Source organism: Methylotenera sp. G11 (assembly GCF_000799735.1).
Lineage (GTDB): Bacteria > Pseudomonadota > Gammaproteobacteria > Burkholderiales > Methylophilaceae > Methylotenera.
In genome coordinates this window covers 2,110,950-2,125,981 of sequence record NZ_JUHH01000001.1, presented here as the reverse complement: position 1 = coordinate 2,125,981, position 15,032 = coordinate 2,110,950, and the positions used below count along the sequence as shown (strand labels likewise).

Annotated in this window: 15 protein-coding genes; 6 read left to right on the top strand and 9 right to left on the bottom strand. The window is 50.8% G+C overall.

Features of this window, described 5'->3' with window-relative positions:
• Window positions 1–4 precede the first annotated feature (4 nt).
• Entirely contained in the window at window positions 5–1,156 is a 1,152-nt protein-coding gene (locus tag GQ51_RS09780) for a class I SAM-dependent methyltransferase (RefSeq protein WP_047552393.1), read from the bottom strand.
• Window positions 1,157–1,195: 39 nt separating this feature from the next.
• Here GQ51_RS09780 and GQ51_RS09775 point away from each other — a divergent pair, with 39 nt between their 5' ends.
• The 3 genes from GQ51_RS09775 to topA all read left to right on the top strand — a co-directional run bounded on the left by GQ51_RS09775 (window position 1,196) and on the right by topA (window position 5,655).
• Window positions 1,196–1,945 (top strand): pteridine reductase, encoded by a 750-nt coding sequence (locus tag GQ51_RS09775; RefSeq protein ID WP_235276207.1) that lies wholly within the window; start codon window positions 1,196–1,198, stop codon window positions 1,943–1,945.
• Window positions 1,946–2,029: 84 nt separating this feature from the next.
• Complete coding sequence (ttcA, locus tag GQ51_RS09770) at window positions 2,030–2,935, top strand: tRNA 2-thiocytidine(32) synthetase TtcA (RefSeq protein ID WP_047552391.1); 906 nt, start codon at window positions 2,030–2,032, stop codon at window positions 2,933–2,935.
• Between the two features lie 110 nt (window positions 2,936–3,045).
• Entirely contained in the window at window positions 3,046–5,655 is a 2,610-nt protein-coding gene (topA, locus tag GQ51_RS09765) for a type I DNA topoisomerase (protein WP_047552390.1), read from the top strand.
• A gap of 145 nt (window positions 5,656–5,800) precedes the next feature.
• On the opposite strand, the gene pbpG is transcribed toward topA, so the two are convergent.
• Window positions 5,801–6,790: a D-alanyl-D-alanine endopeptidase gene (gene pbpG, locus GQ51_RS09760; protein WP_047552388.1), complete on the bottom strand. Its 990-nt coding sequence runs from the start codon at window positions 6,788–6,790 to the stop codon at window positions 5,801–5,803.
• Window positions 6,791–6,956: 166 nt separating this feature from the next.
• On the opposite strand from pbpG, the gene gcvH reads away from it, so the two are divergent.
• Window positions 6,957–7,340 carry a glycine cleavage system protein GcvH gene (gcvH, locus tag GQ51_RS09755; RefSeq protein WP_047552386.1) on the top strand — a complete coding sequence of 128 codons (384 nt, stop codon included), beginning with the start codon at window positions 6,957–6,959 and terminating at the stop codon, window positions 7,338–7,340.
• 16 nt (window positions 7,341–7,356) lie between these two features.
• Here gcvH and GQ51_RS09750 read toward each other — a convergent pair whose 3' ends face one another.
• Genes GQ51_RS09750 through GQ51_RS09740 form a run of 3 tightly spaced genes read right to left on the bottom strand, consistent with a single transcriptional unit; the run spans window position 7,357 to window position 10,407 of the window.
• On the bottom strand, window positions 7,357–8,427 hold the full coding sequence (locus GQ51_RS09750; RefSeq protein ID WP_047552384.1) for a hypothetical protein: 1,071 nt from the start codon (window positions 8,425–8,427) through the stop codon (window positions 7,357–7,359).
• 36 nt (window positions 8,428–8,463) lie between these two features.
• Window positions 8,464–8,883, bottom strand: coding sequence for a DNA polymerase III subunit chi (locus GQ51_RS09745; RefSeq protein WP_047552382.1), 420 nt, complete (start codon window positions 8,881–8,883; stop codon window positions 8,464–8,466).
• 9 nt (window positions 8,884–8,892) lie between these two features.
• Window positions 8,893–10,407 (bottom strand): leucyl aminopeptidase, encoded by a 1,515-nt coding sequence (locus tag GQ51_RS09740; RefSeq protein WP_047552380.1) that lies wholly within the window; start codon window positions 10,405–10,407, stop codon window positions 8,893–8,895.
• Between the two features lie 178 nt (window positions 10,408–10,585).
• Between GQ51_RS09740 and lptF the strand changes: the two genes are divergently transcribed.
• The gene (gene lptF / locus GQ51_RS09735; protein ID WP_047552378.1) at window positions 10,586–11,710 is read left to right on the top strand and encodes an LPS export ABC transporter permease LptF; all 1,125 of its coding nucleotides are present in this window, start codon (window positions 10,586–10,588) and stop codon (window positions 11,708–11,710) included.
• A gap of 21 nt (window positions 11,711–11,731) precedes the next feature.
• Window positions 11,732–12,802, top strand: a complete 1,071-nt coding sequence (gene lptG, locus GQ51_RS09730; RefSeq protein WP_047552376.1) for an LPS export ABC transporter permease LptG — start codon at window positions 11,732–11,734, stop codon at window positions 12,800–12,802.
• A 42-nt stretch (window positions 12,803–12,844) separates the two neighbouring features.
• Here the strand turns inward: lptG and GQ51_RS09725 are convergent, their stop codons facing one another.
• Genes GQ51_RS09725 through GQ51_RS09710 form a run of 4 tightly spaced genes read right to left on the bottom strand, consistent with a single transcriptional unit; the run spans window position 12,845 to window position 14,834 of the window.
• Window positions 12,845–13,273, bottom strand: coding sequence for an RDD family protein (locus tag GQ51_RS09725; protein ID WP_235276206.1), 429 nt, complete (start codon window positions 13,271–13,273; stop codon window positions 12,845–12,847).
• Window positions 13,274–13,323: 50 nt separating this feature from the next.
• Window positions 13,324–13,767 (bottom strand): DUF3106 domain-containing protein, encoded by a 444-nt coding sequence (locus GQ51_RS09720; RefSeq protein ID WP_047552372.1) that lies wholly within the window; start codon window positions 13,765–13,767, stop codon window positions 13,324–13,326.
• Complete coding sequence (locus tag GQ51_RS09715; RefSeq protein WP_047552370.1) at window positions 13,749–14,219, bottom strand: DUF3619 family protein; 471 nt, start codon at window positions 14,217–14,219, stop codon at window positions 13,749–13,751. The genes GQ51_RS09720 and GQ51_RS09715 overlap by 19 nt, the downstream gene beginning before the upstream one ends.
• Before the next feature lie 21 nt (window positions 14,220–14,240).
• Window positions 14,241–14,834, bottom strand: coding sequence for an RNA polymerase sigma factor (locus tag GQ51_RS09710; RefSeq protein ID WP_047552368.1), 594 nt, complete (start codon window positions 14,832–14,834; stop codon window positions 14,241–14,243).
• Window positions 14,835–15,032: the final 198 nt, after the last annotated feature.

Sequence of the window (15,032 nt, the reverse complement as noted above, 5' to 3'; positions counted from 1 at the left end):
CTAATCATAAGGTATGCGATTTATCGCCTGCGGAGAAACCGAGCAAAGGAGCATCGAACTGCTTGCTGAACGCAATGACTTTGAATAAATCCCCCATCTCGGCGGGAGACAGCAATTTCTGCGCCGCAGCAGCCAATGGCGCATAATTCGCCATATCAAGCGGCGACACCTGCGACATCAAATCCAGAATGCCGCAATTCATCAAGAACTGCGCCTGGCTGCAAAAACCGGCAAGCACCAGGCCATTGTTAACGCCGGCATGCGCAATCCTCGTGAAATCGACATGCGCCGTAATGTCCTGCAGCCCGACGTACAACAGCGGTTCGGTATGCGCATAATGCTGATGATGACACATCAGGGTGCCCAGATTGCGTTGTGGATGATAATATTCGCGCGCCGGGAAGCCATAATCCAGCATTACAATCACGCCTCGTTCAAGCACCTGCGCCAGACTTGCAATCAAACCCGAGGCGGCTGGACAAATCTCGGTCAGGTATTCCTGCGGCAACTCCAGCGCGTCAGCCGCATCAAATAAATCACCTGCGGACAGGTACCGGTCCTGCCAGCAGAAGTCACCTTCGAAAGCCACTCCCCGCTCATGCAAACCCTGTGCTGTGCTATGAACCAGATGCACCGGAACCGCGTCCAGCACTTCATTACCGACTATCATGCCAGTGAAATGCTGCGGCAGAGTATCCAGCCAGACCACACGCTGCATTAACTCGGCCGGCAATGCGGCCTGCAAGGTTTCCTGCTGCACATATCGCAAGTGAGCACTGACTTCCATGATGAAATACCGCTCAGGCAGCTGATTCAGCGCTTGCAGCGCCAGCAATAAATCAAGCGCCAGCCTGCCGGTACCTGCGCCCAGCTCGAGAATGCTGCCTTGCACATCTGTCAGCACTTGCGCCGCCTGGTTAGCCAGTGTCTGCGCAAACAGCGGGGAGATCTCGGGTGCCGTCACAAAATCACCGCCGTGACCGAACTTTTTAGCACCGCCGCTGTAATAACCTAGTTGAGGTTCGTATAAGGCCATTTGCATGAAATCGGCAAATGACATCCAGCCCTGGTTGCGGCCGATGTGTTTTTGGATTAATGCTGCCAGTTGCCGGCTGTGCGCCAGCGCTTCAGCATTAGGAATAGGTAATGAACTCATATGCCATTATAATATTTAAGATAAAGAAATGAGCAGACTGTGAATACAATTAAAAACAAAATCGTTTTAATTACCGGCGGCGCGAAGCGTGTTGGGGCTACCATCTGCAGGGAACTGCATGCGCACGGCGCATACCTGATGATTCACTACAACACCAGTGCGGTCGAAGCGCGTGCCCTACAGGCAGAGCTGAACCTGCTGCGCCCGAATTCGGTAGCGATCATTCAAGGCGACCTGCTGAATATTGCCGTGCTGCCGAATCTGGTAAACGAAACCGTCAAACATTTCGGCAAGCTGGATGCGCTCATTAATAACGCATCTACTTACTACCCGACCGAGATCGGCCAGATCAACGAAGACAACTGGCAGGACCTGATCGGCAGCAACCTGAAAGCGCCTATATTCCTGGCGCAGGCGGCAGCGGCAGAACTGCGCAAGAATCATGGCTGCATTGTCAACATTACCGACATGCATATTGAACGCCCGAAAAAAGGCTACATTGTTTATAGCGTAGCAAAAGCCGGCCTGGTGACGCTTACCAAGTCGCTGGCGCAGGAATTAAGTCCGGAAGTGCGGGTCAATGCTGTCGCCCCAGGGCCTGTACAATGGCCGGAAGGCAACCCGCAATTTGACGAAGTATACCGCCAGCGCGTCATTAACCAGACCTTGCTTAAACGCGTAGGCGAACCTGATGATGTCGCAAAAGCCGTCAAGTTCCTGATTTACGATGCACCATACATTACCGGCCACATACTGGCTGTAGATGGCGGGCGCTCGTTGAGCCTGTAAACAAGCCAGTCCACTTACCAGGACTTAAAAACCCAGCACTTTGGAAACCAAGCCACACTGCAACAATACGATTCAACATTATTTATGATTAAACATTTACCCGACAACCATTCCAACAACTTCATCAAGTTGCGCAATAGCCTGATCAGCGCTACCGGCAAGGCGATTGGCGACTACAACATGATTGAAGATGGCGACACCGTTCTTGTCTGCATGAGCGGCGGCAAAGACTCGCATGCCTTGCTGATGATACTGCTGGCCTTGCAAGAACGCGCTCCCATCAATTTCAAGCTGATTGCGATGAACCTGGACCAGAAGCAGCCGGGATTCCCTGCGGACATCCTGCCTGCCTACTTTGAAAAGCTGGGGATTGATTACCGCATTGTCGAAGCGGACACCTACTCGATAGTGAAAGAAAAAATCCCGGAAGGCAAAACCACCTGCTCGCTATGCTCACGGCTGCGCCGCGGCGTGATTTACACCACAGCCAAAGAACTTGGCGCCAACAAGATTGCATTGGGTCACCACCGAGACGACATCGTAGAGACGCTGTTTCTCAACCTGTTTTTTGGCGCAAAATTAAAAGCCATGCCGCCTAAATTAGCCACCAATGACAGGCAGAACATCGTCATCCGCCCGCTAGCCTACTGCAGCGAAAAGGATATAGCCAGCTACGCACGCCAGATGGAGTTCCCGATTATTCCGTGCGACCTATGCGGCAGCCAGGAAAACCTGCAGCGCCAGAAAGTCAAAGACATGCTGCAAAGCTGGGAGCGCGAACAACCCGGCCGTATCAATAATATTTTCAGGGCTATTGCCAATGTAGAGCCATCTCATCTGGCAGATACCGGCTTATATGACTTCAAAGGCCTGAGCCAGGCAAAAGCTGATGACGAAGACCCGTTATTTGGTGACATCGCCAATGAAGGCGCGGCACTCAGCCTTGCCAGCACAGAAGGCAGCAAGATAGAATTTGTACGCAACAAGTAAGGTGTGCTAAATAAATTTACATGCCTCACAGCTTAACTTGTTGTATTTTAGTGATTTCCCTTGCTATTATCCGAACTGCTGGCTCACAAACACCTTATAAATAGGCATTCATGTCAAAACTACTCATTGTTGAATCTCCATCAAAAGCGAAAACGCTGCAAAAATACCTGGGCGGTGATTTTGAAGTGCTCGCCTCTTATGGGCATGTCCGTGATTTAATTCCTAAAAATGGCGCGGTCGATACCGAAAACCAGTTCGCCATGAAATACGACATCATTGAGCGCAACAGCAGACATGTGGATGCGATTGCCAAGGCCGTCAAAAAAGCCGACAGCATCTATCTCGCAACCGACCCGGACCGCGAAGGCGAAGCCATTTCATGGCATATTGCAGAAATACTTAACGCCAAAAATCTGCTCAAGAACAAACTCATGAAACGTGTGGTGTTTCATGAGATCACCAAGAATGCAGTTGAGCACGCGATTGCCGAACCGCGTGACATTTCGATGGCCATGGTGAACGCACAGCAGGCGCGCCGTGCGCTGGACTACCTGGTTGGCTTCAACCTGTCTCCATTACTGTGGAAAAAGATCCGCCGCGGCTTATCCGCTGGCCGCGTACAAAGCCCGGCTTTGCGCCTGATCGTAGAACGCGAGCTTGAGATCGAAGCATTCAAGTCGCAGGAATACTGGTCCATCCATTTAGACGCACTCAAACACAGCCATGGCTTTACTGCAAAACTCGTGCAGTTGAATAACGAAAAAGTCGAGCAGTTCACCGTGATCAACCATGATCAGCAGGCTGACATTGTCGGTAAATTATTACTTGCGAGCGCCGGAAAAACTACGGTATCCCGCGTTGAGAAAAAACAACGCAGCCGCAGCCCCGCCGCGCCATTCACGACATCAACACTGCAACAGGAAGCCGTGCGTAAGCTCGGCTTCACCACAGCACGTGCCATGCGTGTCGCACAGCAGCTGTATGAGGGCGTAGATGTAGGCAGCGGGACTGTCGGTTTAATCACCTATATGCGTACCGATTCTTTCAGCCTGGCTGCTGAGGCTGTTGCGCAGATCCGTGACTATGTGAAAAAGAATTTCGATGCAGATTACCTGCCAAGGTCGCCGGTAGTATACAAAACAAAATCCAAAAGCGCGCAGGAAGCGCATGAGGCGATCCGCCCGACAGATATTTCACGCACACCGGCACAAATGCGGCAGTTCCTGACTGATGAGCAATTCAAATTATATGAAATGATCTGGAAACGCGCCCTCGCCTGTCAGATGGCGGCGGCCAAATTCGACGCGGTGAGTGTCGACTTGAGCGTAGGCAGCGATGCCAACCTGTTCCGTGCTACCGGCCAGACGCTCGTGTTTCCCGGCTTTATTGCCGTATACATGGAAGGCTCCGATGACGAGGAAGAAGAGGGCGAAAGCAAACTACCGCACCTTGAAACCGGCGAAGTGCTCACTGTAGAAAAAATCTATGGCGACCAGCACTTCACCGAACCTCCGCCACGCTACTCTGAAGCGAGCCTGGTCAAGGCACTTGAAGAATATGGCATCGGCCGTCCTTCGACCTATGCCACCATCATCAGCACACTGCAAGATCGCGAATACGTACTGCTGGATAAAAAACGCTTTACACCGACCGATGTAGGCCGCGTCGTCAATAAGTTCCTCACTGAACATTTCACCAAGTATGTGGATTATGACTTCACCGCTAACCTTGAAAATGCGCTGGATAGCGTTGCAGAGGGCGAGCGTGACTGGATTCCGCTGATGGATGAGTTCTGGCAGGACTTCAACAAGCAAATCCATAACAAAGCAGATGTAGACCGCCCAGGCAACGAGCTGATTGACGAGGCCTGCCCGAAATGCGGCAAGCCATTGCAGAAACAGCTCAGTCGCTATGGCACGTTTATCGGCTGTACCGGCTATAACGACACGCCGAAATGTGACTACAAACGCAGCATGAGCGGCGCAGCCTCTTTGGGGACTGACCCGGTCGCAATCGGCACCGATACTGAGTCAGGCAAGGAAATCCTGCTTATGAATGGCCCATACGGCCCTTACCTGCAATTAGGCCTGGCCGTTGAAGGTGAGAAAAAGAAACCTAAACGCGTCAGTATTCCCAAAGAAATTCCGCTTTCAGACGTCAATCTGGAGACGGCCAACATGCTATTGTCATTGCCGCGTGATTTAGGCCTGCATCCGGTCACCAACAAAAAAGTGGTTGCCAATATCGGGCGGTTCGGACCTTACGTCAATCATGATGCAAAGTTCAAGTCCATCCCCAAGAGCATGAGCGTGTTTACCATCAACCTGGAAGAAGCCGCCGCCCTGCTGGCCCAGGCAAACACAGGCCCTGCGCCATTGCGCTCCTTAGGCAACCACCCGACAGAAGATGGTCAGATTGAAATTTTTGCAGGGCGCTATGGCCCTTATGTAGAGCATGGCAAAATCCGGGCAACCCTGCCAAAAAGCGTAGAACCCGAATCATTAACGCTGGAAGAAGCGCTTGAACTGTTAAGTGCAAAAGCGGCTAAAGGCACCCCTGCCAAAAAAACTGCTTCCAGAAAGGCCGACAGCGCCGCAGCCAAGAAAACAGGCACGACGAAAGCAACCGCGGTAAAAGCCGCCCCAAAAACGACGGTTAAAAAAGCCACTGCGAAGAAGGCAACCACCAAAAAAGCAGCCAGCAAGAAAACGACAGCCTGATTTCTGCAAAACTAATTGCCGCAAGAAAATAACGGCAATAAAAAAGCGGCTCTTAGCCGCTTTTTTATTGCCTGTACATCAGTTTTCTTATATTGGTTTGCTTATATTAACCCGGTCACTATTAACCAGTCATAAGCAAAAATCACTAGCCATGGACATGTTCACCAAGTGAGTTGGCATCATTACGCTCCACCCATTTGCGAATCCTGTTCGCATCACCGATTCTGGTCATCTTGCCAACAGAGTCAAGCAGCACGATTATTGTCGGCTGGCCTGAGATTTCAGCCTGCATCACCAGGCAGCGTCCCGCTTCATTGATAAAGCCGGTTTTAGACAAACCGATTACCCAGTTGCCACCGCGGACCAGCGCATTGGTGTTGACGAAATTAAGTGGTGCCTGCCTGCCGTATAAAGTCACTTCCTGTGATGGCAAAGTGCTGACCTGGCGGATTTCAGGATAATGGTATGCAGCGTTCACCATTTTCACCAAGTCTTCAGCGGTTGAAACGTTATTGCTATCCAGACCGGTTGAATCCACAAATCGTGTTGACTGCATGCCAAGCAACTGAGCCTTGCCATTCATGGCCTGAACAAATGCCGGCTTGCCGCCCGGGTAATGACGCCCAAGTGCTGAAGCAGCGCGGTTTTCGGAGGCCATCAGCGCCAACTGCAATAATTCACCGCGCGTAAGCACGCTACCGACACTTAATCTTGAGCTTGTGCCTTTTAAATAATCCACGTCTTCATCGCCGATTGAAACTACCTCATCAAGCGGCAAATGCGCATCCAGCATCACCATCGCCGTCATCAGCTTGGTTACCGATGCAATGGGTGTAGGTACATTCGTATTTTTTGCGTAAAGGGTTTCGCCTGTTAGCTGATTGATCACCAGCGCCTTTGCAGATGCCAGCCTCAGAGGCGTAGTACCGTCATAGCTGTCAACAGCGACAGCTTTCTGTGCACGAAGGCGGTGCTGTATTTTACGGCTGCCTGATTTGTACTTAACAGTCTTGTACTTGCTGCTGCTGGTAACTTGTTTCTGAGTCTTTTTAGCAGCGGCATGCAAGGCCATAGGCGTCATGCAAAGCATTGTGCTTACATACAAAAGTAAAAATTTACGTATAAAATTATTCATAATATGTTGTATCTCAGATAGTTACGCTTGAATACTATATAAAAACCTTAGCTTTGTCCATGCGCAAAATTAATTTTATTCCATTATTAAAAATAAAATCGCCAGCTTGCCAATTTACGTTAGAATTTTAACAGAAACCACAACTATCGTTTATTGAGTAAATATCATGCAGACACCACAATCTCTTCTCTACAGCACGCAGCACTTATGGGCAAAACCCGTTGCTGACGGCATCTGGGAAGCTGGCATCACCGATTACGCCCAGGACTTGCTGGGTGACATTGTTTTTGTTGACGCGCCAGCTGTAGGCAGTACCATCACCGCCGGGCAGCCTTGCGGCCTGGTGGAGTCGGTCAAGACAGGCTCGGATCTGCACGCCCTGGTAGATGGCGAAGTCACCGCAGTCAATCAGGATGTCATCAACGCTCCGGAACAGATCAACGACAACCCTTACAAGGCCTGGATATTTAAATTCAAATCCGGCGATGCAGATATAGAAAACAAGCTGTTATCCGCCGAAGCATACAAAACCCTGACGGATAACGCTTAAGCCAATTTACTTAAGCCTACTTGGAAAACACCAGGCGCACGGACTCCAAAAGCTTCTCTATTTCAGCTTTGATTGCAGAGCTCAGCGCCTGTTCTATACGCGGTACCTCCACATCCAGTATTTCATGCACTTTATTGCTGAGCGCCTGTTCAACCGCTGGCAAATCGGCACTCAAGGCCTGAACAAAGTCTTTTTTCGCACTCTCCGCCAGCGCGGTAAAATCAGCCCTCAATGTTGTGCTTAGTTCATTCGACAAGCCTTGGTACAAGGCCGGGAAGGTATCACCCAGCTTCTGCTGCAACGCTTGCTGGGATTGAACCTGCAAAGCATCCAGGTAGACACTGAGCTCGGTTTGCGTGTGCTGCGTAAGCGCTTTATAAATTGCGGCGAGTTCCTGCGACAGGTTAGCCTTATGGTCGGCAAAGATCGTTTCGCGCAGCTGGCTCACTTGCGCCTGTAATCCCTGCGTTGCATCCTCCACTGTGGTTTTCTGCAAACCTGCCAAGGTTTCCTGCAACTGTTCAGTCAGGGTCTGCTGCAACTCGGGCAACGCCAGCATCAGTTTCTCATTGACATCAGCCACGGCCTGCACCTGCATCTGGCCCAGTGTGTGCTCCAGGTCGGCTTTGATAACCTCGGCATTGGTATGCATCAACCGGGGGATATCCGTTGCCAGCTCCGCCCTGGCTTTATCCACCGTCATCAGTGCCTGGCTGGCGGCTTCCTGCTGCACACTGGCCAAAGTATCACTGATATGCTGCTTTAACGACGCCTCGGAGGCCTGCTGCTGCTCGGCGATCTGTCCTGCCTGCTGGTCATACTGCTGGTTGAGCGTGCTGGAAATATAAGCCTGGTTCGCTTTCTGGATATTGACAGACTCACTTAACAAGTGGTCAAGCAGCTCCTGTTTCATTTCAAGCTTGAGTTTCTGCGCGAGTGATTTTTCAATATCCGCCGCAACATGCGGCCTGATCTGCTCTGCAATTTCGGCGACCAGTTCCGGCGTTACATTAAAAGCCTTGGCAAGAGCCTGCGCAGGCAATGCATGCACTTCCGTCAGCAATGGAATATCGTCATCTTCACGCATACTTAAACTCGCATTCTCAATATTTGGATATAAAACCTAAGCTGCTGCATCCGTCGATTTCACTTGATAACCGCGATCACGATAAAACTTATATCGCTGCCTTGCTGCCACTTTATCATCTTCATCATTTCCAACAAGCTCGACCAGATACCTGAAACGGCTGAAGAACGGAGGGCGCACTGTTTTCAGGTTGATCAGGATATCGTCCTGAACCAGATGGCTGCCGTCCGCATCAAGAATAACAGGGGCATAGGCGCTCGCATCATCCTGCGGATATGCGCTGGGCAGGAAGCTGGCTGGCGCATGCTGCCATAATTTCTGCTGCAGGATACGGCTCATGGACTCATCCTGCGTGAAAACCGTAAGTTGCCGCCCTTTGGCAACCGCCCGCTCACAGAGCTCGGTTGCCTTTGCCAGCTTGTCTGTCACATTAAAATAAAATTCGACACGCGTCATGGCTTTACATCAGCGCTGTGCATGGCCTGCACGGGACACTAGAAATTCCGTGAGCAATGGCACCGGCCTGCCGGTACCGCCTTTTTCCTTGCCGGATTTCCATGCCGTACCTGCGATATCCAGGTGTGCCCAATCATATTTCTTGGTGAACCTGGATAAGAAACAGGCTGCGGTAATGCTGCCGGCAGCGCGCCCGCCTATATTGCCCATATCGGCAAAGTTGCTATCAAGCTGCGGCTGGTAATCATCCCACAGCGGCATATGCCAGGCACGGTCTAATGCAGTTTCGCCCGCCTGCAGCAGCTCTTGCGCCAGGTCATCATTATTACTGAACAGGCCGGTGGCATGATGGCCCAGTGCAATCACGCAGGCGCCGGTCAACGTTGCGATATCCACCACGGCGCTTGGCTCAAAGCGCTCGGCATAGGTCAGCGCATCGCACAGGATCAGTCGGCCTTCGGCATCCGTATTCAACACTTCAATCGTCAGTCCGGACATGCTGGTCAGCACATCGCCCGGCCTGGTTGCACGGCCATCCGGCATATTCTCGCAAGTCGGGATAATGCCAACCACATTCAGCGGCAGCCCCATTTCGGCAATGGTGCGGAATGTACCAAGCACGCTTGCCGCACCGCACATATCGTATTTCATTTCATCCATCTCGGCGCCCGGCTTGAGTGAGATGCCGCCGGTGTCAAAAGTAATACCTTTGCCGACCAGCACTACAGGTTTTTGACCCGGCTTGCCTTTAAGATGCTGCATGACGATCAGCTTCGGCGGCTCTTCACTGCCCTTAGCAACCCCCAGGAATGACCCCATGCCTAATGTTTCAAGCTCAGCGCGCTCCAGCACCTCCACTTTGAGGCCGTATGTCTTGCCCAAGCCCAATGCCTGCTCTGCCAGATAAGTAGGGGTACAGACATTTGGCGGCAGGTTGCCCAGATCCTTGGTCAGGCTTACGCCCGCGGCAAGCGCCTTGCCATCTGCCAGTCCGGCTTCGGCTTCCTTGACATGGGTGGCATCGGCAATATGTATGGTCAGCCTTTTAACACCTTTTTTGGCGTCATTTTCTTCAGCAGCGTCTTTTTTGCGTTTGATAGCATCAAAACGGTAAGTGGCATCCAGCGCCACTTCTGCCAGAAGCGACACTTTGCGGCGCAGGCTTAACGCTTTAACCGGTAGCTCTACCAGATAGCTGACAGCCTCGCTGGCTCCGCTTGCCGCCAAAGCTTTCACTGAGGCACGCACCGCTTTTGCATATTGTTTATCGGTAAAACCATCTTCTTTACCCAGTCCCACAAGCAATACGCGGTCGCTATGCATGCCGGGAACATCATGCAGCATCAATGTCTTTTCAGATTTGCCGTCCATATCACCGCGTTTGATGATATTGCTCAGATAGCCGGATGAAAGTGCATCAATCGCTTTAGCAGAATCCGATAATTGATGAGACTCATACACACCGACGATGACACAATTATGATGCTGTTTTTCCGTACTGCCCGTTTTTATGCTAAATTCCATCTGGTTGGATCCTTAATTTTATTTGTAGTAATGCTGTTTATAAACTTAAATAAGTTAAAGACAAGCCGCTAATAGCGCTAACGCAGCACAATGTCCGCGCCGGCAATGTCCGTGTTGAGTTAAAATAAACCAAATTATCTCGTGTTTTACACGTAATTCATAGTTGTAAATAAAACGTATGCTTTTTAGGCGCTCCCTACTGCAAGAACTCATTTCCACCGCTGCCGGTGCCTTCCTGATACTGGTTGGCATCGTTATCGCGCAGCGTGCCGGCAACCTGATCCGCCTTGCCGCGAAAGGCATCCTGCCCAACGATGCTATCACCACCATGCTTGGTTTCAGCATGATCAAGTTCCTGCCCATGATACTTTCCCTGACGCTTTTCCTTGCGGTACTGATGACACTGTCACGCTGGTATCGGGACTCGGAAATGGTGATATGGTTCAGCAGCGGCATGAGCATCACCAGCTGGATACGCCCGGTGCTCAATTTTACTGTACCTGTCATTGCATTGATCACCCTGCTCAGCTTATTCGTGATGCCGTGGGCAACCAGCAAAGGGCAGAACTACCGTACCCAGCTCGAAAGCCGTGATGAACTCGCCTCGATCAGCCCTGGTGTCTTTAAAGAATCCAACAACGGTGAGCGTGTCTTCTTCATAGAAAGCTTTGATGAGCTTGGCAATGTCGTCAAGAATATTTTTGTGCAATCGATCCAGCATCAGAAACTGGGGATTATCGTTGCCGCAAAAGGGCATCGCATGGTAGAGAAGAATAACGATCATTTCGTCGTCATGGAAAACGGCAGGCGTTACCAGGGCACGCGCGGCTCCGCAGAGTTCTCCACTACCCAGTTTGAGAAGTATGCGATACGTATTGAAGCGAAGGAAGCGAAGCAGGAACCGCCAAGCACCGAGGCAAAATCCAGCCGGGAGTTATTTGAAACTCAAAGTGTCGCCAATATGGCGGAGTTGCAGTGGCGTTTCGCTATCCCGATATCAGCATTGGTATTATCACTGCTGGCGATCCCGTTAAGCGCGCTTGACCCGCGAGCAGGGCGTTCAGCCAATTTTGTCCTGGCGCTGGTCATCTACATTATCTACAACAACCTGCTCAGCATCATGTATGCATGGGTTGTGCAGCATAAGGTACATATCATCATCGGGCTGTGGCCGGTACACTTGCTATTTTTAACGCTGACGGTCTATATGTTCTATCGCCGCGCACTTCAATTACCCATTTTACCCGGCTTTTTATCAAGCATTTTCTCTACCTCGTGGCTAAAAACTCGCGCCAGGCAATAACTTGATAAAATCCACACACCCATGAATATACTTACCCGCTACCTGCTCAAAGAAATCACAGTCAGCGTGACCCTGGTCATGCTGGCGCTGATCGCCATGTTCTCATTCTTTGATTTGATCCAGGAACTGGAAAGCCTGGGTCGCGGTAATTACGGCCTGGGTAAAGTAATATTATTCGTGGCCTTGAGTGCGCCCGGCCACATATATGAAATCATGCCGGTAGCGGTGCTTGTCGGGTGCATGTACAGCATCGGGCAATTTGCGCGCTACTCTGAACTCATCATACTCAGAGTCAGCGGAATCTCATCCACCGGCATCGCGCTCTCTTTATTAAAGATCGGCTTAATTTTCACCTTGATCACATTCCTGGTAGGTGAACTGATTACGCCTTTGAGTGAAAAAATGGCACAGCGCATGCGCATTCAGGCGACAGACTCGGTGATTGTCCAGGATTTCAAATCAGGACTGTGGGTGAAAGACGGCAACAGCTTTGTAAACGTAGAACAGATCCTGCCAGACTCAACGCTACTTGACGTGCATATTTACGAGTTTGACCATACCTTTAAACTCAAAACAGACAGCCATGCCAAGAGCGGGCAATTCATAGATGACCAATGGAACCTTAAAGAAGTCACGCAAACCCATTTTGATCACGACAGCAACCGCGTCAATCAGCTGGAGCGGGCCACCTGGCGTTCGCTGATACGCCCGGAGCTGTTAAACGTATTACTTGTGCTGCCGGAAAAGATGTCGGCCTGGAACCTGTATTCGTACATCAAGCACCTATCGATTAACAAACAGAAAACGACCCGCTACGAAATGGCGCTCTGGTCGAAACTGATCTATCCGCTGGCCTGTATGGTCATGATCATGCTCGCATTGCCATTTGGTTTTATACAGCAGCGCGCCAGCGGTGCCAGCACCAAGATATTTATCGGCATCATGCTCGGCGTACTTTACCAGATACTCAACCGTACATTCATCCATCTGGGCGTGTTGAATGATTGGGCGCCGTTATTCAGTGCGGTGATGCCCACGATCCTGTTCCTGATGGCAGGGCTGGGAATGCTGTATTACGTAGACCGCAGATAAGGCCTGAGCGGCACTTACGGTACAATCCCAGGCGGGAAAACCTCAGACGCGTACTGCAATCCTGCTGTTCAGAATCCTGTCGTGCAGAAACAAGTGCTGGCGATCGACAATAGCCCACAAAAATCCAAGGCCGCACAAAGCAAAGCTGAACGTCGCCAGCAGGTATCTCAGTAGCGCAAACTTTAAATTCAGCAATTGATTGTCATCAGTGACCAGTTTCAGCTTCCAGGCCTGCATTGCCAGCGTCTGCCCGCTCTGCAGCCAGCACCGGACAAAATAAGCACCGATGGTCAGCCACAGAAATATCTGCAACAGCAGCCGCTTGACGCCCTGGGTAGCATCGCCGGCAACCCACAGGAACAAACCGGCACTTACAAAGACAATCGCAATCACCGTCAGCAGTTCATATAAAAGACAAGCCCCAAGCTTGATGAGGCTCGGGGCGACCATATTCGTTTTCAGATTATTCACAGGATATCCATCACTTTAAACGATGCACGGGCATAACTTGTGAAGCTTGATCAGTCCAGGCTTGGATCGCCATAAGCTTCGGGAGATTCAGAGCGCAGCTTGGCGCGTTCTGATTCCGGCAGGTTCTGGTATTCATTCCATTTCTGACGGAGTTCGCGTTTTTTACCTTCAGGCAAGGATTTGAACTGCTGATGCCCTTTTCTGGCATTTTCACGTTCATAAGGGGTCATCCGGCTCCAGTTCGTCAGCCGATTTTTCACCAGCTCCTGTTTTTGCGGACTCATCTTCGGATAGTCACGTGCAATATCCAGCATTTTTTCACGCTGCCATGGACGCAGGGTATCCCACTCTGAAGCAAGTGGATTTAAAACCTGGCGCTGCCCCTCAGTCAACTGTCCCCATGTCGGGCTAGCCTCATCAGCGTTAGCAGCACAGGCAGCCAGTAAAAAAAATGAAGCCAATATCCATTTAAAGATTAATTGGACTCTATCCATGCATCAAACCCCTTATCCGCATAAGCTTCCGGTGGCAAATCAGACGCCAACAGAAACGCATCGCTATTTTCTAAATTATTATTGAATCCAAAGTGCTGTACTGCGAAAAAAGTCAGCATCATCACAGACAGCAGCAACACCGCCGATGCCACTCGGTGCTGTTCAAAATTCTGCCCGATATGCTGCCCGAACCAGCGCAGCACATGGCCGTGCCCGTCCACGCCGTGATCGGTACTATGCTGAGCCTGTCGCCTGGCCAGATAATCTACGGCCGCGTTCCGCGCAGCCGACAACCGCTGCTCCTGTTCTGGAGTCAGGGATTGCGCATGGTCTTTCAGCAAATCGGAAATACCGCGCGCAATCTGCGTTTCCATTGCAGGATCAGAAATCATGCTATCGTCTAGCGAATTGATATTTTTTCCATTCCACATATTGTTTTTCTGCATATTCATTGCATGCTCCTCGATACCGAGCTATTTTTTGTTGAATACGGCATTTGATAAGCCCAGCTTATCTAAACCCTGTTTTTTTAATTCCAGCGCCAATGCGTGAACCGCCCGTGAGCAGTGAGTCTTCACGCTACCGTCAGAGCAGCCCATGATTTCAGCCGTTTCAGCCACATCCATCTCCTCCCAGTAACGCAACACAAAAGCCTGCCGTTGACGCGCAGGCAGCTTTTCCAGGGCACGCTCGATCAATTTTATCGTCTGGTTGCGCGCTAACTGCGCTGACGGCTCATCCCCATCATCCCCAACATCTATCGTCTCCAGCGGATCACGCTCTTCGTTATCGGCATCGCTACTGCCGAATGAGGAAAGCAAGGTCGTCCATAAATTGCGGACTTTCTGCCTGCGCCAGAAATCACGCATGGTATTCTGCAATATGCGCTGAAACAGCATGGGAAACTCGGTTGCCGGGCGCTCACCATACTTTTCGGCCAACTTCATCATGGCATCCTGCACGATATCAAGTGCGGCATGATCGTCGCGCACAGCATAAGCCGTCTGCTTGAAAGCACGGCGCTCAGCTGCTGCAAGAAAATCCGAGAGTTCTTTTGGGGTTGCCATTTCTAAAGTGTCATTAACATTGAGTTTATTCTAGCGCCTGATTGGTGATGGCATGCCACCCATATTCCGTTCAATCAGAACCTGTTCCGGCCAACGGCTGCACGGCCCGGAAAAGCTACAGGCATCAAGTATATCAGGTTTATATTTGCACTTTATATTTGCACCTGGCTTAAGCTTGGTTACAATCTTAACCTGATC

What these genes read in the sequence shown, in the direction of transcription:
- GQ51_RS09780 (WP_047552393.1), bottom strand. Translation starts at nt 1,156, where the DNA reads ATGAGTTCATTACCTATTCCTAATGCTGAAGCGCTGGCGCACAGCCGG.
- ttcA (WP_047552391.1), top strand. Translation starts at nt 2,030, where the DNA reads ATGATTAAACATTTACCCGACAACCATTCCAACAACTTCATCAAGTTG.
- topA (WP_047552390.1), top strand. Translation starts at nt 3,046, where the DNA reads ATGTCAAAACTACTCATTGTTGAATCTCCATCAAAAGCGAAAACGCTG.
- pbpG (WP_047552388.1), bottom strand. Translation starts at nt 6,790, where the DNA reads ATGAATAATTTTATACGTAAATTTTTACTTTTGTATGTAAGCACAATG.
- gcvH (WP_047552386.1), top strand. Translation starts at nt 6,957, where the DNA reads ATGCAGACACCACAATCTCTTCTCTACAGCACGCAGCACTTATGGGCA.
- GQ51_RS09750 (WP_047552384.1), bottom strand. Translation starts at nt 8,427, where the DNA reads ATGCGTGAAGATGACGATATTCCATTGCTGACGGAAGTGCATGCATTG.
- GQ51_RS09745 (WP_047552382.1), bottom strand. Translation starts at nt 8,883, where the DNA reads ATGACGCGTGTCGAATTTTATTTTAATGTGACAGACAAGCTGGCAAAG.
- GQ51_RS09740 (WP_047552380.1), bottom strand. Translation starts at nt 10,407, where the DNA reads ATGGAATTTAGCATAAAAACGGGCAGTACGGAAAAACAGCATCATAAT.
- lptF (WP_047552378.1), top strand. Translation starts at nt 10,586, where the DNA reads ATGCTTTTTAGGCGCTCCCTACTGCAAGAACTCATTTCCACCGCTGCC.
- lptG (WP_047552376.1), top strand. Translation starts at nt 11,732, where the DNA reads ATGAATATACTTACCCGCTACCTGCTCAAAGAAATCACAGTCAGCGTG.
- GQ51_RS09720 (WP_047552372.1), bottom strand. Translation starts at nt 13,767, where the DNA reads ATGGATAGAGTCCAATTAATCTTTAAATGGATATTGGCTTCATTTTTT.
- GQ51_RS09715 (WP_047552370.1), bottom strand. Translation starts at nt 14,219, where the DNA reads ATGAATATGCAGAAAAACAATATGTGGAATGGAAAAAATATCAATTCG.
- GQ51_RS09710 (WP_047552368.1), bottom strand. Translation starts at nt 14,834, where the DNA reads ATGGCAACCCCAAAAGAACTCTCGGATTTTCTTGCAGCAGCTGAGCGC.